This window comes from Kribbella solani, assembly GCF_014205295.1.
Classification (GTDB): Bacteria; Actinomycetota; Actinomycetes; order Propionibacteriales; family Kribbellaceae; genus Kribbella; species Kribbella solani.
On record NZ_JACHNF010000001.1, the window covers coordinates 6,879,396 to 6,897,752 of the forward strand.

General features: G+C 68.3%; 21 protein-coding genes. 5 read left to right on the forward strand and 16 right to left on the reverse strand.

What is annotated here, in order from left to right:
• Positions 1-15 precede the first annotated feature (15 nt).
• The 10 genes from HDA44_RS31840 to HDA44_RS31885 form a co-directional block, all read right to left on the reverse strand.
• The gene (locus HDA44_RS31840; protein ID WP_184840789.1) at positions 16-1,080 is read right to left on the reverse strand and encodes a protein phosphatase 2C domain-containing protein; all 1,065 of its coding nucleotides are present in this window, start codon (positions 1,078-1,080) and stop codon (positions 16-18) included.
• Positions 1,065-3,422, reverse strand: coding sequence for a serine/threonine-protein kinase (locus HDA44_RS31845; protein ID WP_184840791.1), 2,358 nt, complete (start codon positions 3,420-3,422; stop codon positions 1,065-1,067). The genes HDA44_RS31840 and HDA44_RS31845 overlap by 16 nt, the downstream gene beginning before the upstream one ends.
• A complete protein-coding gene (locus HDA44_RS31850; protein WP_184840793.1) occupies positions 3,419-4,534 on the reverse strand; it encodes a hypothetical protein in 1,116 nt (371 codons plus the stop codon). The genes HDA44_RS31845 and HDA44_RS31850 overlap by 4 nt, the downstream gene beginning before the upstream one ends.
• Positions 4,531-5,502, reverse strand: a complete 972-nt coding sequence (locus tag HDA44_RS31855) for a glutamate ABC transporter substrate-binding protein (protein ID WP_184840795.1) — start codon at positions 5,500-5,502, stop codon at positions 4,531-4,533. Before HDA44_RS31855 ends, HDA44_RS31850 begins: the two co-directional genes overlap by 4 nt.
• A complete protein-coding gene (locus tag HDA44_RS31860; protein WP_184840797.1) occupies positions 5,499-6,824 on the reverse strand; it encodes a hypothetical protein in 1,326 nt (441 codons plus the stop codon). The genes HDA44_RS31855 and HDA44_RS31860 overlap by 4 nt, the downstream gene beginning before the upstream one ends.
• On the reverse strand, positions 6,821-8,215 hold the full coding sequence (locus HDA44_RS31865; protein ID WP_184840799.1) for an AAA family ATPase: 1,395 nt from the start codon (positions 8,213-8,215) through the stop codon (positions 6,821-6,823). The genes HDA44_RS31860 and HDA44_RS31865 overlap by 4 nt, the downstream gene beginning before the upstream one ends.
• Entirely contained in the window at positions 8,212-8,901 is a 690-nt protein-coding gene (locus HDA44_RS31870; protein WP_337906654.1) for a hypothetical protein, read from the reverse strand. Before HDA44_RS31870 ends, HDA44_RS31865 begins: the two co-directional genes overlap by 4 nt.
• Positions 8,902-8,930: 29 nt before the next feature.
• Positions 8,931-10,253: a toxic anion resistance protein gene (locus HDA44_RS31875; protein WP_184840801.1), complete on the reverse strand. Its 1,323-nt coding sequence runs from the start codon at positions 10,251-10,253 to the stop codon at positions 8,931-8,933.
• 261 nt (positions 10,254-10,514) lie between these two features.
• Entirely contained in the window at positions 10,515-10,997 is a 483-nt protein-coding gene (locus HDA44_RS31880) for a dihydrofolate reductase (protein WP_184840804.1), read from the reverse strand.
• Positions 10,994-11,785: a thymidylate synthase gene (locus tag HDA44_RS31885; RefSeq protein ID WP_184840807.1), complete on the reverse strand. Its 792-nt coding sequence runs from the start codon at positions 11,783-11,785 to the stop codon at positions 10,994-10,996. Before HDA44_RS31885 ends, HDA44_RS31880 begins: the two co-directional genes overlap by 4 nt.
• A gap of 49 nt (positions 11,786-11,834) precedes the next feature.
• Between HDA44_RS31885 and HDA44_RS31890 the strand changes: the two genes are divergently transcribed.
• Both HDA44_RS31890 and HDA44_RS31895 read left to right on the forward strand, forming a co-directional pair.
• Positions 11,835-12,515, forward strand: coding sequence for an aminoacyl-tRNA hydrolase (locus HDA44_RS31890; protein WP_319036051.1), 681 nt, complete (start codon positions 11,835-11,837; stop codon positions 12,513-12,515).
• 114 nt (positions 12,516-12,629) lie between these two features.
• Complete coding sequence (locus HDA44_RS31895; RefSeq protein ID WP_184840809.1) at positions 12,630-12,881, forward strand: SHOCT domain-containing protein; 252 nt, start codon at positions 12,630-12,632, stop codon at positions 12,879-12,881.
• A 187-nt stretch (positions 12,882-13,068) separates the two neighbouring features.
• Here HDA44_RS31895 and HDA44_RS31900 read toward each other — a convergent pair whose 3' ends face one another.
• From HDA44_RS31900 to HDA44_RS31910, 3 genes are read right to left on the reverse strand one after another with little or no spacing between them, the layout of a single operon-like run.
• The gene (locus tag HDA44_RS31900; RefSeq protein ID WP_184840812.1) at positions 13,069-13,668 is read right to left on the reverse strand and encodes a dihydrofolate reductase family protein; all 600 of its coding nucleotides are present in this window, start codon (positions 13,666-13,668) and stop codon (positions 13,069-13,071) included.
• 2 nt (positions 13,669-13,670) lie between these two features.
• Entirely contained in the window at positions 13,671-14,141 is a 471-nt protein-coding gene (locus HDA44_RS31905) for an SRPBCC family protein (protein WP_184840814.1), read from the reverse strand.
• Positions 14,138-14,476, reverse strand: coding sequence for an ArsR/SmtB family transcription factor (locus tag HDA44_RS31910; RefSeq protein WP_184840816.1), 339 nt, complete (start codon positions 14,474-14,476; stop codon positions 14,138-14,140). The genes HDA44_RS31905 and HDA44_RS31910 overlap by 4 nt, the downstream gene beginning before the upstream one ends.
• A 123-nt stretch (positions 14,477-14,599) precedes the next feature.
• Here HDA44_RS31910 and HDA44_RS31915 point away from each other — a divergent pair, with 123 nt between their 5' ends.
• Genes HDA44_RS31915 through HDA44_RS31925 form a run of 3 tightly spaced genes read left to right on the forward strand, consistent with a single transcriptional unit; the run spans position 14,600 to position 15,977 of the window.
• A complete protein-coding gene (locus HDA44_RS31915; protein WP_184840818.1) occupies positions 14,600-14,824 on the forward strand; it encodes a hypothetical protein in 225 nt (74 codons plus the stop codon).
• Positions 14,824-15,306: a Clp protease N-terminal domain-containing protein gene (locus HDA44_RS31920; protein WP_184840820.1), complete on the forward strand. Its 483-nt coding sequence runs from the start codon at positions 14,824-14,826 to the stop codon at positions 15,304-15,306. Before HDA44_RS31915 ends, HDA44_RS31920 begins: the two co-directional genes overlap by 1 nt.
• A complete protein-coding gene (locus tag HDA44_RS31925; RefSeq protein ID WP_202887674.1) occupies positions 15,303-15,977 on the forward strand; it encodes a DUF998 domain-containing protein in 675 nt (224 codons plus the stop codon). Before HDA44_RS31920 ends, HDA44_RS31925 begins: the two co-directional genes overlap by 4 nt.
• Here HDA44_RS31925 and HDA44_RS31930 read toward each other — a convergent pair.
• The 3 genes from HDA44_RS31930 to HDA44_RS31940 are packed head-to-tail and all read right to left on the reverse strand — an operon-like array spanning position 15,974 to position 18,290.
• Positions 15,974-17,503 (reverse strand): multicopper oxidase domain-containing protein, encoded by a 1,530-nt coding sequence (locus HDA44_RS31930; protein WP_184840821.1) that lies wholly within the window; start codon positions 17,501-17,503, stop codon positions 15,974-15,976. The genes HDA44_RS31925 and HDA44_RS31930 overlap by 4 nt on opposite strands.
• Positions 17,500-17,925, reverse strand: a complete 426-nt coding sequence (locus HDA44_RS31935) for a hypothetical protein (RefSeq protein ID WP_184840823.1) — start codon at positions 17,923-17,925, stop codon at positions 17,500-17,502. The genes HDA44_RS31930 and HDA44_RS31935 overlap by 4 nt, the downstream gene beginning before the upstream one ends.
• Positions 17,922-18,290 (reverse strand): hypothetical protein, encoded by a 369-nt coding sequence (locus HDA44_RS31940; protein ID WP_184840825.1) that lies wholly within the window; start codon positions 18,288-18,290, stop codon positions 17,922-17,924. The genes HDA44_RS31935 and HDA44_RS31940 overlap by 4 nt, the downstream gene beginning before the upstream one ends.
• Between the last annotated feature and the right edge of the window lie 67 nt (positions 18,291-18,357).

Here is an 18,357-nt window from a genome sequence, read left to right on the forward strand (position 1 = left end):
GGTAGGTGCTGAGGTTCAGATCCGCGCGAGCGCGACGGTGATGTTGTCCTGGCCGCCTTGGGCGTTGGCCCAGTCGACCAGCGCGGACGCGGTGGCCCTGGGCTCGCCACCGGTGCCCGCAGCTGTCTGACGTACGAGGTCGGCCAGCGGTGCCGCCTCGGAGCAGTAGTTCCACAGACCGTCCGAGCAGACCAACAGCCAGCCCGGACCGGTTACCTGCAGCGTTGTCGTTCGCGGAGTGTGGTCTGGTGCGTCCTTGCCGAGCCAGCGGGTGATCGCATGCGCGTGCGGGCCGGACTCGGCTTCCGCGCGGGAGACGCCGGTAGCAATCAGCTCCGCCGCCCACGAGTCGTCAGTGGTCAGTCCGACTGCTTCGCCAGCGTCCGGGAACCAGTACGCGCGGCTGTCCCCGATGTTGCCTGCTACCAGCAGGCCGTCCTCCAGTACGGCTGCGACGAACGTGCAGGAGGCTGGGTTCGGGCTGTCCGGGCTGGTTGAGTCGATGACCGCATCACTGGCCGCATCGGCTGCTGCCTTCAACCGCGCCACGATCGCGCTGCTACGGGAGGAGTCGGTCCCGAGGCCTTGAGCGTGCCCAGCTTGCAGTACCTCACGTGCCGCCCGTGCAGCAGCCAGTGAGGCTACATCGGAGTCCATGGACGAGCTGACGCCGTCACAGACCACCAGCAGGGCCCGGCTACCCGGTGTCTCGTCCGCTGCGATCGCCATGGCGTCCTCGTTGCGGCTGTGCCGGATGCCCCGGTCACAGACACCAGCCACCCACGCCGCGGGCTGCTCCTCGAAGTGGTCACGTGGCTTGGCTGCCTTGGTCCCGCAGGTCTCGCAGTACCCGTCCGGTCCGACTGTGCCACCACACGAGTGGCACGGGCCAACAGCGTTCACCACGGCCGCGGTGAGCTCGACTGTCGGCTCGGTGTCGGTGTCCAGCGCCGGTGTGCTCGGGCTGGTGCCGGGGTGGAGCTCGGCGCCGCAGGCCTCGCAGAAGCGATCGGCCTCGGACACCGGCCCGCCACAGCTGGGGCAGACCGTCTCGGTCGTACTCGTCATCGCAACGTCCATCCTCGAACCTCGTTGGCCAGGTCGACCAGGCCGATCCGTTCCGCGCGGCTGCCGGCCTGACTGGCCAGCAGCCGGTAGGTGGCCTCCAGCCCGTCCCGCAGGGCCGGCTCGGTGGCCGACCGCCCGTCGATCCGGACAGCTTCCTGCGGACCGGACTGCCGCACTTCCGCAAGTGCGGTTTGGAACACGTTAGCGGCCAGGTTGGCCCGGTCGACCGGATCGATGGTCAGCGTGGCGATGCTGTCCATCGCCTGAGCGAGCGCGGGGAGGCCACGCCCCGATCCTGCCAGCAGTCCGGCTCGCTGGCGACGAGCCCGTACGTACGCGCCGCTGGTCCGCGGTACCAGGTCGAGCGCGCCGAGCGCTCCGTCCAGGTCGTTGCGCTGCGTACGGATGGTCGCCAGCCCGAAGGCCGATGGTGCGATGTAGTTGGCATCCGTACGCGCGCAGGCGAGGTACAGGCCCTCGGCGACGTCGTACTCGTTGCTGTGCTCACAGGCGATCGCCAACGCCAGTTTGGGTCCCAACTCGCCCGGCACCTGCCCGTACACGGCGTTGAACGCGGACTGCGCTGCTGCCGAGTCACCACGGGCCAGCGCGACCAGTCCGGCCATCCAGACCGCTCGCCACTCCCACGGGTCGTTGTTGAGCAGGTCGGACACTGCGGTGTCCACCAGGTCGTACCGCTCGGGACCTACTTCCAGCGCAGCGGCTGCTACCTCCAGCAATGTCTGTGGCGACTGCTCCGGCGCATCGATCAGCAGCTCGAGCCGCTTGTCAGCGTCCGGCACGCTGACTGTCTTGAGCCAGCCGGCCATCTTGTCGCCCTCATCCGGTACGAGCGACGGCAGCTGCTGCCACGGTGCAGCCGCGTCACCCAGACCGGCCGACTTGTCACCAGGTGTACCGAACAGCAGCGAGGACGCGGAGTGCTGGGCCGCCTTGACGCCCTGCTTCTCCGCGACCACCTCACGCAGTACGCCCAGCAACTGCACGCGGAACTCATCCGCGGACTGGAAGCGGTCCGCCGGGTCCGGCGCGCACGCCTTGGCCAGCAGCCGGTACACCGAGTCGTACTTCTGGAACAGCGGCACCTCGGCGACCGGCGGCAACGAGTCGACGTACCGGCCCTGGTACCCGCGGAACTCCATCGCCAGCACGCACAGGGTCCGGCCGAGCGTGTAGATGTCGGAGGCAACCGACGTACCGACCTCGGCCACCTCGGGCGCCTGGAAACCGACCGTTCCGTAGATCGCGGAGTCCAGGTCGTCGATCCGCCGGACCCCGCCGAGGTCGATCAGCTTGACCGCGTCCCCGACCTGGATGATGTTGTCCGGCTTGAAGTCGCAGTACACCAGGCCGAGGTCGTGCAGGTACGAGAACGCGGGCAGGATCTCCAGCAGGTACGCGATCGCCTGGTCGATCGGCAGCGCGTCGTACTGGCCGTGGTTGGCCGCCATCCGCTGCTTGAGCAGTGTCTTCAGCGACGTACCGCCGACGTACTCCATCACGATGTACCCGGCGCCGTCATGGGTGACGAAGTTGTAGATTTCGACGATCAGCGGATGCTCGACCCGGGCCAGGAACTGCTGCTCGGCGATCGCGGCCGCGACGGCGTCCGGGTCCTCGGAGTTCAGCAGGCCCTTCAGTACCACCCAGCGGTCGGACACGTTCCGGTCCTGGGCCAGGTAGATCCAGCCGAAACCACCGTGCGCGAGACAACCGGCCACCTGGTACTGCCCGCCGACCAGATCACCCGCGTGCAGCTTCGGAGCGAACGAGAACCGGCTGCGGCACTTCGGGCAGAACCCTTCGGTACGGCCGGGCTGGCCGTTGCGCGACCGGCCGACCTCGTTGCCGCAGCTCGGGCAGTTCCGCCGGTCCTCCGGGACCATCGGGTTGGCCAGAATCGCCGTACTGGCGTCGATCGCGGGGATCGACGGTACGTTGGTGAGGCCGGCGCCGAGCCGCGCGCCGCGCAACCGGGTGGACGACGTACCCAGCTTGCGGGTCAGTTTCGAGCCGGCCTGGGCCGCGCGGGCCGAACCGAGCGGCGTCGAGGCCAGGCGGTTGGAGGCGCGCGAAACGGTCGACACCGAGCTGATCGGGTCGGGATCGGGTGCTTCCGCACGCTCCGCGGCCGGTGAGCCGCACACGTCGCAGTACCCATCGGCGTACGTCCCGGTGCACCCCGGCTGAACACAAGCGCCGGCCGCGGCGGATGCTGCGGGAGCGGAGGCGGCCGGAGCAGACGAGGCAGCTGGGGAGCCGCAGACGTCGCAGTAGCCGTCCAGGATGCTGCCGGTGCAGCCCGGCTGGGTGCAAGCGGTGGTGGTCGTCATTTCGTCCCTTCCAGGTAGGCCTGGTAGGCCGCTACCAGTGCACCGAGGCGGGCCAGGTCGGTCGGCTCCGCCTCGATCACCGCCCGGCCGCGCCGGTACAGCTCGGCGAGATCTTCGTTGCCGGCAGCAACACTTGCCGCCTTCACCTGATAGGCGTCCAGCAGCTGACTCAGTTCGTCCCGCCGTTCGAGCACCGCGCCGTACGCCGCCTGTGCCTGCCCGAGCGCGCGCCGGACCGCGTCCAGCCGGGTCAGGTACCGCGTCAGCTCGGCCGGCGTGTTCGGCACCGGTCCAAGCGCGGTCACGTCCGGTACGCCGAGGCGTGGCGCGGGCGTGACCGCGGCAACCGCCTTGTCGGCGAGCGCGCGCACCGCCGTACCCTGCGCTTCCAGCTCGGACCGCAGCGTACGCGCGCGAGCCACGTCCGCCGCACGTTCTTTGCGAGTCGCCGCGCCGACGATCAGATCCCGCTCGGTCTTCGCGGTGGCCAGCTCCAGCGGGCCGATCAGCCCGCCGATGTCCGCGCCGCGTTTGTTGCGTTCGGCAAGGTCCGTCAGGCGGCGATCCAGGTCGTGGTGCTCGGCAAGCGCCTGGTTGCGTACGTTCGCGGGCTCTTGTTTGACCAGGTCACTGATCCGTTCCACGTCGGCCCGCAACCGCCGCAGCCGCGCGGCCAGGTCGGCGTCGCCGGGCTCGAGCGCGAGCTTGGCGCGCAGGCTCGACGCCAGCGCGTCCGACAACTTGCATGCCTCGGGCAACGAAACCGCGAGTGAGCCGCCGGCGCCGCCCGCGTCCAGTCCGCCCCAGATCAGCGCGGAGATCCGCTCGGTTTCCTGCACGCCGACGCGGCCCGAGTCCCAGCTGACCAGGATCAGCTCGTACCGGTCCGAAACCGCCTTCCAGACCGTCATGCTGAGCACCACATCCGCGCTCAGCGCATCGGCATCCGGCGAGTGCAACGCGGCGGTGTCGAGCTCGTCCAGCTCCGCCTTCCGCCGGTCCCGCCACTCGCCGAGCGCGGTCAGGAAGGACAGCAGCTCCGTCGCCGGAACGCTGCTCCCCATCCGTCCCGGCGGCGGTGGCGCCGAGACTGTCGGCGTACGCACCGTCATCGGCCGTAGACCGCGACCGGAGGAGCCGGCAGTTTGCCCAGGTCAGGCATCAGCCACTTGTTGTAGGACCCCATCCAGGTCCCGTCGGTCTTGATCTTCTCCAGGACACCGTTGACGAACTTCACGAACTCGATGTTGTTCTTGTTGATCCCCAGCCCGTACGGCTCGTCGCTGATCCGCTCGGTGAGCACCTTCGCGTACGGGTCCTGCGCGGCGTCACCGGCGAGCACGGTGTCGTCGCCACTGATCCCCGCCGCCTTGCCCTGCTGGAACAGGACCAGGCAGCCGGTGTCGGAGTCGGCGGTGACCGGCTTGATCTTCGGGTTCGCCTTCTTCAGGTTGTCCAGGCTGGTCGATCCGGCCGGGGCGCAGATCGTCTGACCGGACAGGTCGGCGAGTTTCGTGGCCTTCGAGTCGAGCTGGACGAGGGTCTTCTGGCCGGACCGGTAGTACTCGGCCGAGAACGCGATCTGGTTCCAGCGGGCGCAGTTGATGGTGATGTTCCGGGCGACGATGTCGACCAGGTTCTGCTGCAGTACGGGGATGCGCTGCGGGCTGGAGATCACCCGGAACTCGACCTTGTGCGGCTGCCCCTTCGCGGGCGGACCGAAGATCGCATCGGCGACCGCGTTGATCATGTCGATGTCGAAACCCTCGATCTGCCCGGTGATCGGGTTCCGCGAGCCGAGGTGCAGGCTGTCCGCCGACACGCCCGCGATCAGCCGCCCGCGCTTCTGGATGTCCGCCATCGTCGTGCCGGCCGGCATCTGCATCGGGGCGGGCAGCGGCCCGTCCGGTGCGTACGACGCGAGTTCCTTGGTCTTGTCGCATGACTCGGCCGGGGCGGGCGCGGCCGACGAGGTGGTCGGCTGTGGCGCCGCCGGGATCTCGGTGGCGGCGTAGTTGCCGGTGCCACAGGCGGTGAGCAGGAGCGCGGTGGCGGCGGCGATCGGGATCAGCTTCTTCATCGGTACTCCTCCAGTCGCTGCGACATGCCCCACGCGACCAGCAGCGCGGCGGCGATGCCCACGGCCAGACCGAGCCAGCCGAGCGGCGCCAACCCGGTCCGGGCGTCACCGAGCTTGCCCTGCACCGCGCTGCTCGCCTCCTGCAAACGCTGGTCGGACGTACTGTCGAACTGGTCGAAGGCGGTCACCGAGTCCGTCGAGTACGGTGTCTTGGCCTGACCGATCGCGATGCTCACGGCGTTGTCCCACTGGCCCTTGCTGTCCTGGTCGCGGATGTACTTGTGCACGGTGCCGTAGGTCAGCCACTGCGACTGCAGCGCACTGTCCCCGAGTTTGTCCACCTGGTTGAGCACTTCGCCGGCTGACGCGTTGTACGCCTTGTCGAAGCTGTCGCCCGAACCACGCGCGATCAGCGTCAGACTCTCGTTCGAGCGGGCGTCGTACGCGGCGATCCGGGCGCGGGACAGTCCGACCGTACGGTCGTACGCGCCGTGATTGGTGTCGTTCGCCGCGCTCGATGCGCCGGCCAGGAGGACCCCGCCGATGACCGTGGTGAGCAGTACGAGTACGCCGCCGGCGGCGATCGGGACGTTGAGATAGCGGTGCGTACGACGGGCGAGCCAGCGCAGCGTGAGCGCGAAGATCAGCAGCGTGAGTACGCCGCCGGCGATCACCCAGATCGTGCCGTACCCGACGCCGTCGAACTCGGTACCGACGCGCTTCTCGTTCGCGTCCACCAGTGCTTTCACCAGCGGGAGCGAGTCGTTCTGGAGAACCGAGTTCGCGTCCTTCAGGTACTGGGAACCGATCGGTAGACCCTGGCGGTTGTTCGCGCGGGCCTGCTCGATCAGGCCTTCGTACGTGATCAGGGTCTTGTTCAGCGCGCCCAGCGCGTCGCGGTCGGCCGGTTGCGCGGTCGCCGCCTCGGCGATCAGGCCGGCCGCGGCCGCGAGCGAGTCGACGAACTGCTGGCGTTGCCCGGGTGGTTCCAGGCCGCCGACCAGGAAGGCGTTCGTCGCGTCGGCGTTCGCGCTGACCAGGTTGGTGTGGATCGCCTGAATCCGGACCAGCTGGGCGGCGTTGTCCTGCGCGCGCTGCAAGGCGCCGTCGGACTGCTGGAAACCCTGCGCGGCGGCGAGACCGAAAACCACACTCATCGCCGCGGCCAGGATCAGGAACGCGCGCATCCGGCCCGGCGTACCGTCGAACCAGCGCGCGACCGCGCCACGCCCGGCCGGGCCTGGGGCCGGCGCCTGGACCGCTGTACCAGCTGGTGCGGCCGGCGACCAGGTCGCGGGCGGCGCACTCTGCGTCTGGGTCACGCCGTTTCTCCTTGCTCGCTCTGCTCGCCGGACGGCTCGCCTGCTGCTCGCCCCGCCTCTGGCTCCCCGGCCTCTGACTGCTCGGCCTCGGGTTGTTCTGGGTCGGGTTCTTCGGTGAGGTCTGTTGGGAGGATCTGACGCAGTTGGTCGGTGGTCGGTGCCGTCACGTCGCGCAACCGCCACGCCTGCCGGCCGATCGCTGCCTCGAGTACGTTCCGCGCGAACCGCCCGTTGCCGAACGAACTGTCCCGCGGCGTCTCCGCGAGAATCTCCTCAAACGCCTCCACCGCCGCCGGCACCAACTCGTAGTCAGCTGCCGTCGCCAAACCGGTAAGAATCTCGGTCAGCTCGTCATCCGCGTAGTTCTCGAACTCGATGGTGGTCCGGAACCGGCTGGCAAGACCCGGGTTCGCCGCGATGAACGTACGCATCGGTTCGGGGTAGCCGGCAACGATCACCACCAGGTCGTCGCGGCGGTCCTCCATCTCCTTGACCAGAGTGTCGACCGCCTCCCGTCCGTACTGATCGGCGCCGTTGTCACCCGCGGTCAGGCTGTACGCCTCGTCGATGAACAACACTCCACCGGCGGCCGACTCGACCACCTCGGCGGTCTTGGTCGCGGTCTGTCCGAGATACCCCGCGACCAGCTCGGACCGGTCGACCTCAACCAGCTGCCCCTTGGACAACAGACCAAGCGCCTTGTAGATCCCACTCACCAGCCGCGCGACGGTCGTCTTCCCGGTCCCCGGATTCCCCACGAACACCAGATGCCGCGTGATCGTAGGACTCTTCAACCCCGCCTCGACCCGCAACTTCTCCACCCGCAACACCGCAACCTGCCGATGCACTTCCCGCTTGACCCGCCCAAGCCCAGTAAGCCCATCCAACTCCCCAAGCAACTCCTCAACCGACTTCTCCGGAACCTCTGCAGACTTCTTTTCCGGTTCTTTGGGTTCGGGAGCTGGGGTTGAGGTGAGTTGTACTGGCTGGGCTCCTGCTGCTTGTAGTTGTGCTGCTGCTGCGACGGATGCGTTCCCCACCACGCGCATGGTTGGTTCGCCGAGGGTGCAGGCTGCTGACGCGACCTCGGCCAGCGCCTGCGCGTACGCGACCCGCTCCGGCGAACCCGCCGCGATCAGCTCACTCAGTACGCCGGTGGGCGCCCCACGCCAGCGACGTCCGCGAACAGCCGCGTCGAAGAAGTCCTGGATCGTGGCCCCGTCGATCACCGTGCTCCAGTCGGCAGGCGCACCAGGCGCGGATTCAGCCACCGCGGCCGCCAACGCCAGCGCCTCAGCCCGAGCCCGCTCTTCGCCGACCCCAGCCCGCGCCGCAACCACCAGCACTCCCGCCAACGCCTCCCGCAAAGAACTACCCCCCACGCCACTCATGACCCACCCCGCCCCGGCGGCGGCACCAACGGCCCACCCGATCCAGCACCCGGTCCACCCGACCCAGCACCCGGTCCACCCGACCCAGCCCCGGGTCCCCCCGGCCCAGCGCCTGGCCCACCCGCCCCCGCGCCGGGGGATGCGTCCGGACCTGCAGGAGGCGCTGGAGTTGAACTGGTCGGGCCCAGAGCGAGAGTTCCGCCCGTGGAACCCGTGCCGAACTTCTCTTCCAGGAATCTGCCGTGCGCGATCAGCGCCGCCGCGTCCGCCCGGTTCACCGCGTCGAAAACCTTGTCCATCGTCGCGCCCAGCAGATCCAGCTGGTCGATCAGGATCATCAGCGAGGTCTTCCCACGATCCACCGGCCGGGTGTCCGCCCACTGACGCGGCAGCCGCAGGTACCCGCCGATTGCCTCCGGCAAGTAGTCGGTCGCGGTCGCCATCACCGAGTACGCCTGCGCGCTGCCACCAAGGTTCCCCAACCGCGGAATCGTCTCCCGTACCACCCGGACCACCCGCCCGACCCGCGACGCGACCACGGCCGGTACGGCACCACCGGCGACCAGTTCCTCGACGCGTACGAGCGCCGCGAGCAGGTCGTCGGTCGTCGGCGGCCCGGCTACCGGGGCAGGCTCGGGCTCCTCCTTGCGGCCGGTCAGCCGCGCGAAGAAGTCACCGAACGCCACGAAATCTCCCCCCAGTACCCGGACGTGGATCAGCGACCGAGGTCGAGATCAAGGCTGCCGTGGACGACCTGCTGGTTCTGCTGTGCGACCCGGTCCAGGTACGAACGCGACTTGGTCACCTCGTTCTCCAGCGTGCCGATCGTCGCGGCCATGTTGTCCAGCGCCTCGCTCTTGAACGTGTCGATCGCGTCCATCGTCGCGTAGATGTTCGCGAACGCGGCCTGCAGCTGCGGCAGCCCGATCGTCGCGGACGCGGCCTGCTGCTGGATCGCGACCGAGTTGTCCTTGAGCATCTGCGAGGTGCGCTCGATCATCCCGCTGGTGGTGCTGTTCAGCGCGGTGATCTGGTCCAGTACGAGCTTCTGGTTGCCGAGTGCCTGCGCCACGATCACGGCCGTACGCAGCGCCGACACGGTGGTGGTGGAGGCGCGGTCGACGCCCTTGATCAGCTCGATGTTGTTCTTGATCACGATGTCGATGGCCAGGTAGTTCTGGATCGAGACCGCGAGCTGGGTGAGCAGGTCCTGGTGCTTCTGCCGGACGTAGAACAGCACGTCCTCGCGGAACGCCTTCGCCTTCTCCGGGTTCGTCGCGTCCAGCTCCGCGATCGCGGCGGACAGTCGCGCGTCCAGGCGCTCGGCGACGTACACGTACTGGTTCAGCCGGGTCATCGCGTCCCAGAGGTTCTGCTTCTCCAGGTTCAGCGCGGCGTTGTCCTTGCCGAGCTCGTCCTGCCCGTTGCGCAGGCTGTGCAGGATGCCTTCGAGATGGCTCTGCGCGCTCTGGTACTTGCGGAAGTAGTCCTCGATCTTGTCGCCGAACGGGATCATCCCGAGCAGCTTCTTCGGGCCGCTCGCTTCCTTCGGGTCCAGGTCCTCGACCGTACGGCGCAACTCGAGCAGGGTCTTGCCGACGGTCGATCCCTCGGACAGGCCGCCGCTCTGCAGCGCCTTCACCGGCGACTGCAGCAACCGGTTCGAGCTCTCGGCGGCCGCGCGGATGTCGACGTCACCCATGCTGCGTACGTCGCTCGCCTTCGCCGCGAACTCCGGCGACCGCGGCTCGGCCGCCATCAGCGCGTTCAGGAAGGTGTCGACCTTGGTGTCCAGCCCCGGCAACGCGGCCGCGTCCACGGCCGGCGCCATCGTCGGCGCGGCGGTGGTCGCGACCGGCTGTGACGGCGGCGGCGCGGTCAGTATCAGCCCCGGCGCGGTAGCCGTCGGCGGCTGCAACGGAGAAACCCCCGCCTGCGCGGCTGTCGGTTGTGGGGCGGCCGGCTGTGCGGCGGCCGCGGCGCCCGGCTGAATGGCGCCCGCGCCCGGCGTACCAGGCGTGTTGTCTGCTTCGGTCATCGTCGTTCCCCTCCGGTGGCCTCCGCGAGCCGTCCCCTCCGCCCGCGCCCTGTCTCCTCCGTGACGCGCACACAATCTACGCGGTTCCCGGTCCCCCCGCCCCAGTCGTTAGCTACTCGTTGCTAGGTCCGGTGTGGTGATCCAGCGCCTACTGCGCGTCACTCGGCACGGCACCTCGCTGCACGGGAGGAAAGGCCACGATGAAACCACATCGAGGCCTCCCCTCCCGCGCACCGAGCTACCGCACCGAGCACCTGCTCGCTACGGCGCTGGATCACCACACCGGACCTGGCTGCGACGGAAGGAGACGAACGCGAACCCATCGTGAGCATCGCGGGACGTTTCGGTCCAGTGGGATGGGTCGATTGGTGGGAACGTCACGTCGCCGGTGGGGGACTGGGCTACTTCGGTGAGTTCGAGGGCGTCGGCGTGGGGGAGGGCCTGGCGGTAGATTTCGCCGCCGCCGGCTACGAAGAGCGTGCCGTCGTACGCGAGCGCCTCGTCCAGGGAGTGGGCGACGGAGACGCCGTCGGCGGACCAGCCGGGTTGCCGGGTGACGACGACGGTGCGCCGGCCGGGTAGTGGGCGGCCGATAGAGTCGTACGTCTTGCGACCCATCACCAGCGTGTGGCCGAGGGTGAGTTGCTTGAAGCGCCGCAGGTCCTCGCGGATGCGCCAGGGCAGGTCGTTGTCCCGCCCGATCACACCGTTCTGTCCAACCGCGGCGATCAGTATCACGCTCATACGGCGATCGGTGCCTTGATCCCCGGGTGCGGGTCGTACCCGACGAGTTCGACGTCGGCGATCTCGTACGCGTCGATCGCGTCCCGGTGCCGGAGGTTCAGCGTCGGCAGCGGCCGGGGCTCGCGGGTGAGCTGGAGGCGCGCCTGGTCGAGGTGGTTGAGGTACAGGTGCGCGTCGCCGAGCGTGTGCACGAAATCACCGGCCTCGAGCCCGGTCTGCCGCGCGACCATGTGCGTGAGCAGCGCGTACGAGGCGATGTTGAACGGGACGCCCAGGAAGATGTCGGCCGACCGCTGGTACAGCTGGCAGGACAGCCGCCCGTCCGCGACGTAGAACTGGAACATCGCGTGGCACGGCGGCAGCGCCATCTCGTCCACGTCCGCGACGTTCCACGCGTTCACAATGTGCCGGCGCGAGTTCGGGTTCTTCTTGATCGACTCGACCACGGCCGCGATCTGGTCGACGTGCCGGCCGTCCGGGGTTGGCCAGGAGCGCCACTGATAGCCGTACACCGGGCCCAGCTCGCCGTCCGCGTCGGCCCACTCGTCCCAGATCGAGATGTTGTTCTCGTGCAGCCACTTGATGTTCGTGGAGCCGCTGAGGAACCAGATAAGTTCCCCGATCACCGACCGCAGGTGCAGCTTCTTCGTCGTCACCGCCGGGAAGCCGGCCGAGAGGTCGTACCGCGACTGGTACCCGAACACACTCAGCGTGCCGGTCCCGGTCCGGTCCCCCTTCTCCACCCCGTTGCCGAGCACATGCCGAAGAAGATCCAGGTACTGCTGCATACGGCCAACCTACACTGGCGAATCGCCTTGATGCTGGCAAACTCTCGGTGTGGAACACGTACTGACCATGGTGGTCCGGGTCGAGAAGAACGCGCGGCCGGCGCAGACCGACGCGCTGGAGACGGCCGCGCGCGCCGTACTCGCGATCCTTGCCGACGAGCGTTCGGTCGGCGAGGGGGAGTGGGCCGAGGCGATGACGGACTGGCAGGACCATCAGATCCGGAAGATCGTCAAACGCGCCCGCGGAGCGGAGTGGCGGCGTACGGAGAATGTGCCGGGGATCACGATGATCGGCACCAGCGCTGGTGCTGACTCGCCTGATGAGGTGAACGCGGCGCAGGTACGAGTGTTTCCGCCGACCACTGTGGATGAGGTACCGCTGGAGCTGGCGAAGTTGCAGGTCAGTGGGACGGATTTCGAGGACTCGGCGGACCTGCCCGCGGTGGCGGCCGGCGTGCCGGTGTTGTGGGTGAACCCGGAGTTGGAGATGTCGAGCGGCAAGGCGATGGCGCAGTGCGGTCACGCTGCGCAACTCGCTTGGTGGGCGTTGCCGGACGAGGCCCGCAAGGAGTGGGTGTCCACCGACTTCGCGCTCGCCGTGCGGCGCGCTGACCGGGCGGGTTGGGCCAGGCTTCTCGGCAGCGGGCTTCCGGTTGTGCAGGACGCTGGTTTTACCGAGATCGCTCCGGGGTCTCGCACGGTGATCGCGGACCATCCGCGACTTCGGTGAGAGTCAGGGGCGGCTCGGGTACGGGTTAGGCCGATCCCTGATTGCCGACCGAGCGTGTTTTTGGCTGACTGGAAAGGTCGGGCCGATCCACGGCCCCGGAGTGCTGGGGAACAGATGAACGATACTCAACTGGTCGAAGAGCTGCGTAAGTTGCGGGTGTCCGTGGAGAGCCTGCGCCTGTCGATCGACACGGCTACCTCCGCTGGTACGAACCTCGCGGACAGCCCGTCGGACCTCCGTGACCGCGGCGAGGAGATCGCGGCGACACTCGAACAACTCCAGTCACTCCACGAGGACGGCGTCATCTCCGGCGACGACTACGAGACAAACAAACAAAAACTTCTCTCCCGCTTCGTAGTGGTCTAAGGGAAGCTTTCCTGTTGGAGTAGGGGGTTGCCCCTTCAAATTTCCAGGGGCAACCCTGCGCTTGCGGGGATGCCCTTTCAAATGGGGGGGTTCGGGTCAGCGGGGGATTCGGTAGTGGAGGTGGGTTACTCGGTTGCCTTCGACGACCTGGGGGACACGACGGCGGAGACGATGACGTCACCCATGACTACTTCACCACCCGGTACGTGAGGTGCTGCGCGGACGGTGTCGACACCGCGTCGATCAGCTCAAGCGCGTACCCGGGCGCGGCGCCGGCCGGGAACAGTCGGGTCCCGTCGCCGAGGACGACCGGCGCGACGTGCAGCCGCAGTACGTCGGCCAGGCCGGCGGCGAGCACCTGGTGGCAGATCTGCCCGCCGCCCATCACCGAGACATCCTTGCCATCAGCAACTTCCTGCGCCCGCGTGACCGCTTCCGCCGGACTCCGCACGAAGCGGAACCGGTCACCGAGCCGGGTCTGCTCCGGTGCGGAGTGGGTGACGACGAAGATGGGTGCGTTCACCTCACCGGTCGGCTTGGCGCCGTAGCCCATCTCGTCGCTCCACCCCCGTGGACCGTCGATGATGTCGAACAACGTACGTCCCTGGATCACCGCACCGGTCGCCGCGAACGTGTCGTCCAGGATCTTCTGATCCGCGTCCGTACCCTGGAAGACCCACTCGTGCAGGGCTTCGCCGCCGTCGCCGAGGCCGTTGTCAAGGGCAACATTCGGCCCGGTGACGTACCCGTCCAGGGACACCGAGATGTCGACGATGACCTGGCTCATGATCAGCTCTCCTTGGCGAGCAGTTCGGCGAGGCGGTCCATCGAGTCGTTGATGCCGCTCTCCATGCCGTACTCGATCGACTGATCGCGCGCGCTGACCGACGGGAACACCGACCGTTGGTGCAGCCGGACGCCGCTCCCGGTCGATTCGAGCGTCATCTTCTCCAGGCAGACCTCGCCCGGCGCGCCTTCCCACTCGAAGGTCTGGATGATCAGCTTGTCCTGCTCGACGGTGTGGAAGACGCCATGGAAGGCGTACTCACCCTGGTCGTCGCGGTGGATGTACCGGTACTTGCCACCGGGGCGTACGTCGTACTCCTCGATCGTCGCGTCCAGGTCGCGCGGACCGAGCCACTGGGCGACCAGGTCCCGGTCGGTGACGACCCGGAACAGCTGGGCCGGGGTCGCGTCGAACTCCCGGGTCACCTCCACGAACGGCGTACCGGCGGGGGTGTTGATCGTCGTCTCGCTCATTTCTCCTGCTCCTTCACGGTGTTCAGCAGCGCGTCCATCCGGCGGAAGCGCCGTTCGGTTTCGAGCCGGTACTCGTCGATCCAGCTCGTCAGTGCTTCGAGGGCGGCCGGCACCAGGTGGCACGGGCGGCGCTGGCCGTCCCGGCTCCGGGTGATCAGCCCGGCGGTCTCCAGCACCTGGATGTGCCGCGACACCGCCTGCTTGGTGATCGGGAACGGTTCGGCCAGCTCGTTGACCGTGGCCGGCCCGCGGGACAGCCGCGCGACCATCGCCCGCCGAACCGGGTCGGCGAGCGCCGCGAAGGCCCGGTCGAGCTGATCGTCATCAACCATCATCTTTATCAACCATTTCCTTGATCAACCGATGTGTTGAATATAGGCAGTGCCGGGCGAGCTCGTCAAGCCCGGGAATAAGCAACCCAGGTTGACATCGATCGGTTGTCAACCTAGGTTGCTTGCATGAACGAGTTGGTGGATCCGGAGGACCCCGCGGCCGGGCTGGCCGCCGTGGTGGCGTTGCGGCGGCTCGCCGATCGGCTGGAGGACAGCCAGGTGGAGCGGGCGATGCGGGCCGGGTGGAGCTGGTCCGAGGTGGCCGAGGTGCTGGGTGTGACCCGGCAGGCCGTGCACAAGAAACACGCCCGGCGGCTGCTCGCCGCCGGGGTAGCCCTGAGGAGGCGCTGATGTCGGATGCCAAGGATGTCCGCTCGATCCTGGTGCACGCGGGCCGGGCCGAGGCCCGCCGCGACGGCTCCCGGACGATCGAGGCCGAGCACGTACTGCTCGCGCTCGCCGGGATGCAGGACTCGTCGGCCGCCCGGATGCTGGCCGCGGCCGGCCTGACCGAGGACGCGATCCGGGCCGCGCTGGACAGCGAGTGGGAGCAGAGCCTGGCCGTCGCCGGGATCGCGGTCCGGACCGGTGGGCTGCCGCCGGCGTCGCCGGAGCCGGGGCGCGATCCGCAGATCGGCGAGTCGACCAAGTTGGTGTTGCGCCGGGGGACGGACGCGGCGCCCAAGGGGGCTCGCTTCGGTCCGATGCGCATCCTGGTCGGCCTGCTCGACTCCGACCGCGGCCGCGTCGCCCGCGCCCTGCAGGCAGCCGGGGTCGACCGCACCGCCCTGCACGCCGAGGCAGCCGAAGCCCTCGCCAAGGGGACCCATTGAACCCCCGGGACGCACCGAACCAGGGCGCGGTAGGCAGCGGAGGCGTAGCGAGCCGCCGGAGTACGTCACGTGTTGTCCTGCTGCGATGCGGTCTGGTCGCCGGTCCGCTGTTCGTCGTGACGTTCCTGCTGGAAGGCGCCTTCAAAGGTTCGGGGTACGACGCGCTCCGCCATCCGGTCAGCTCGCTGGAGCTCGGGAGCCACGGCTGGATCCAGGTCGCGAACTTCCTCGTCGCGGGCGTACTGACGATCGCCTTCGCGACCGGGGTCTGGCGCTCCGGTCACCGATCCGGCGGCGTACTGATCGGAGTATGGGGCGCCGGACTGATCGGCGCCGGCCTGTTCACCACCGATCCGGTCAACGGGTTCCCGCTGAACACGCCCGACGTCGCGGCGTACACCACGTCGGGCGCGTTGCACGACGGCTTCTCGCTGCCCGGCTTCCTCGCGCTGGCCGTGGCCCAGCTCGTCCTCTGCCGCGGCGGCTGGAAGTGGCTGACCTATTCGTTGCTCAGCGCAACGGCCTATGTGGTCTGCTTCGGGTTGACGAGTTCCGCGTTCAACCAGACCGCGGGGTTGATCGCGGTCGGTGGACTGTTCCAGCGGATCACGGTCACGATCGGATGGGCGTACACCGTCGCGCTCGCGATCCGCCTGCTTCGCCGGAGCTAGATTGTTTCGAAGCCCGCCATCATCGCCATGTCCTCGTGTTCGAGGTTGTGGCAGTGGATCAGGTACTTGCCCTTGTGGGCGGTGAACTTGACCAGGACCTCGACCACCTCGGCGGGGCGGATGTCGACCGTGTCCTTCCAGCCGTGGTCGAACTCGGAGAGCTTCGACCGACCGCCGCGGGTCAGCACCTGGAACGGCGCCAGGTGGACGTGGACGGGATGGTGTACGTCGGTCACGAACGTCCAGATCTCGTACTGATCCAGTTTCACCTGTGCCTGCATGACCTTCGGGTCGAACGCCTTGCCGTTGATCGTCCAGCCGCGGTGACCGCCGGCGTCGCCGCGGCGGAAGCGCCATTCGCGTCGTACCACCCCGGCCGGCCGGGGCGTCACGGCGTACGTGGACAACGTCGCCGGGATCCGCGTGTCGTCAGCCGCCTTCCGGGCGATCTTGAAACGCATGACGTTCGCGTTGCCGTCCAGCCGGTTGACCACGGTCACTTCGTCACCCGGCTGGTACTGCGAGAAGTCCACGATCACGTCGAATCGCTCGGCCGGCGCGACCACCAGCGTCTTGTGCTCGATCGGCTTGTCCAGCAGGCCGCCGTCGCTGCCGATCTGTACGAACGTGGCCGGTCCTTTGTCGAACCCGAGCTCGTACCGGCGCGCGTTGCTGGCATTCAGTACGCGGAACCGGTACCGCACCGCGTCCACCTCATGCACCGGCCACGGCGCTCCGTTCACCAAGGTGACATCGGCGACTACACCCTCCATGTACTTGGCCTCGACGCCCGGACCGTCCTTCAGGGCCGGGTACAAGAACGAGCCGTCCGCGTCGAACGCGCGGTCCGCGATGATGAGTGGGATCTCCCGATCGCCCTTGGGCAGTGGGAGTTCGGCCTCCTCCTCGTCCCGGATGATGTGCAGCCCGAACAGTCCGCGGTACACCTGGGGAGCGGTGTAGTCCATGGTGTGGTCGTGGTACCAGAGCGTCGCGGCGCGTTGTGCGTTCGGGTACGTGTACGTACGCCGCCCGGTCGTCATGTCACCGCCCTCCATGTGCCCGCCCATCTGATGCCCGCCGTGCTGCCCGTTGGCCGGCATGATCAGGTCGAGTGGCCAGCCGTCACTCGGCGCGGGCGTGTGGCCGCCGTGCAGGTGGACGACTGTCGATACGTCGAGCTCGTTGACCTGCTCGACGATCGCGGTGCGCCCACTGCGTACGTCGAAAGTCGGTCCGGGGAGGATGCCGTCGTACCCCATCGCCTCGGTTTTGAGGCCGGGGAGGATCTCCAGGCTCGCCTTGCGCTGGACCACCTGGTAGTAGTCGGCCTTCGCGTCCGATCGGATCGGCTTCTTCACCGGTGGGATCGGCAGCGGGACCTGGAACGGTTCGGGCAGTTTCGCCTTGCTGCGCAGGAGTTCGCCGGCCTGGGCCGGGTTGGCTTCCTGGCCGCAGCTGGTCAGGGTCAGGGCGGCGCCGGTGCCGCCGGCGACGGCCAGGAAACCACGGCGGGACATCTTCATCGCTTCGCCTCCCGGCGGCTCAGGCGTGCGGCGGACCGGAACGACCAGACCGTCATCCACACCACGGTGGTGACGAGCGCGGTGCCGAGGGGAATGTGGACGGCGAAGTCCTGCAGGTACCCGTAGGTCAGCTGGACGAACTCGGCGATCGTCAGCACCGCGGACACGATCAGCGGCCAGAACCGGCCGCCACCGGCGAGCGCGTAGCAGCCGGCGATGACCGTCTGGATGAACGCGATCAACCAGAGCGACGTGCCGATGGCGCTGTGCGTATCCATCGCGTCGACGTTGCCGGCCAGGAAGTACCCGGCCATGATCGGCTGCATGATGATCAGGATCGCGTGGATGACCAGTGTGATCCGGAGCAACTGCAGACTGACGCGCGGCCGCCGTACCTTGGCCGGCGCCGTGATCGCGCTCATGCGGGTACCACCTTGCGGATGCGGTTGATCCAGAACGCGAACACGACCGTGGCGCCGACCAGCGCGATGCCGAGCGGGACGTGGATCGCCAGCTGGCGGCTGTAGCCCACCGCGATCTGCGCCACCTCGCCGGCCAGGATCAGCAGGCTCACCGCCGGCGCCGTCCAGCGGCCGCCGGACCGCCACCAGATCGTGGCCGCCAGCACCTGGAACAGGCCGAGGAAGGCCAGCGCCAGACCGGTCGGCTCGTGCATCCGCATGCCGGCCGGCGATCCGTTCAGGTACACGCCGGCGAACACCGGCTGCAGACAGATCGCCACCGCATGGACCGCGGCGGCCGCGCGGAGCAACGTCAACGACTTCATGGACCAGACAATAGTAGCCTGGCTACATGTAGAGCAATCAGGTATGACCCTGGTCTCAGGTCAGCCG

Excerpts from the sequence above, each read along its gene's own strand:
- HDA44_RS31840 (WP_184840789.1), bottom strand. The coding sequence starts at position 1,080 with ATGGACGTTGCGATGACGAGTACGACCGAGACGGTCTGCCCCAGCTGT.
- HDA44_RS31845 (WP_184840791.1), bottom strand. The coding sequence starts at position 3,422 with ATGACGACCACCACCGCTTGCACCCAGCCGGGCTGCACCGGCAGCATC.
- HDA44_RS31850 (WP_184840793.1), bottom strand. The coding sequence starts at position 4,534 with ATGACGGTGCGTACGCCGACAGTCTCGGCGCCACCGCCGCCGGGACGG.
- HDA44_RS31855 (WP_184840795.1), bottom strand. The coding sequence starts at position 5,502 with ATGAAGAAGCTGATCCCGATCGCCGCCGCCACCGCGCTCCTGCTCACC.
- HDA44_RS31865 (WP_184840799.1), bottom strand. The coding sequence starts at position 8,215 with ATGAGTGGCGTGGGGGGTAGTTCTTTGCGGGAGGCGTTGGCGGGAGTG.
- HDA44_RS31875 (WP_184840801.1), bottom strand. The coding sequence starts at position 10,253 with ATGACCGAAGCAGACAACACGCCTGGTACGCCGGGCGCGGGCGCCATT.
- HDA44_RS31880 (WP_184840804.1), bottom strand. The coding sequence starts at position 10,997 with ATGAGCGTGATACTGATCGCCGCGGTTGGACAGAACGGTGTGATCGGG.
- HDA44_RS31885 (WP_184840807.1), bottom strand. The coding sequence starts at position 11,785 with ATGCAGCAGTACCTGGATCTTCTTCGGCATGTGCTCGGCAACGGGGTG.
- HDA44_RS31895 (WP_184840809.1), top strand. The coding sequence starts at position 12,630 with ATGAACGATACTCAACTGGTCGAAGAGCTGCGTAAGTTGCGGGTGTCC.
- HDA44_RS31900 (WP_184840812.1), bottom strand. The coding sequence starts at position 13,668 with ATGAGCCAGGTCATCGTCGACATCTCGGTGTCCCTGGACGGGTACGTC.
- HDA44_RS31905 (WP_184840814.1), bottom strand. The coding sequence starts at position 14,141 with ATGAGCGAGACGACGATCAACACCCCCGCCGGTACGCCGTTCGTGGAG.
- HDA44_RS31910 (WP_184840816.1), bottom strand. The coding sequence starts at position 14,476 with ATGATGGTTGATGACGATCAGCTCGACCGGGCCTTCGCGGCGCTCGCC.
- HDA44_RS31915 (WP_184840818.1), top strand. The coding sequence starts at position 14,600 with ATGAACGAGTTGGTGGATCCGGAGGACCCCGCGGCCGGGCTGGCCGCC.
- HDA44_RS31920 (WP_184840820.1), top strand. The coding sequence starts at position 14,824 with ATGTCGGATGCCAAGGATGTCCGCTCGATCCTGGTGCACGCGGGCCGG.
- HDA44_RS31930 (WP_184840821.1), bottom strand. The coding sequence starts at position 17,503 with ATGAAGATGTCCCGCCGTGGTTTCCTGGCCGTCGCCGGCGGCACCGGC.
- HDA44_RS31935 (WP_184840823.1), bottom strand. The coding sequence starts at position 17,925 with ATGAGCGCGATCACGGCGCCGGCCAAGGTACGGCGGCCGCGCGTCAGT.
- HDA44_RS31940 (WP_184840825.1), bottom strand. The coding sequence starts at position 18,290 with ATGAAGTCGTTGACGTTGCTCCGCGCGGCCGCCGCGGTCCATGCGGTG.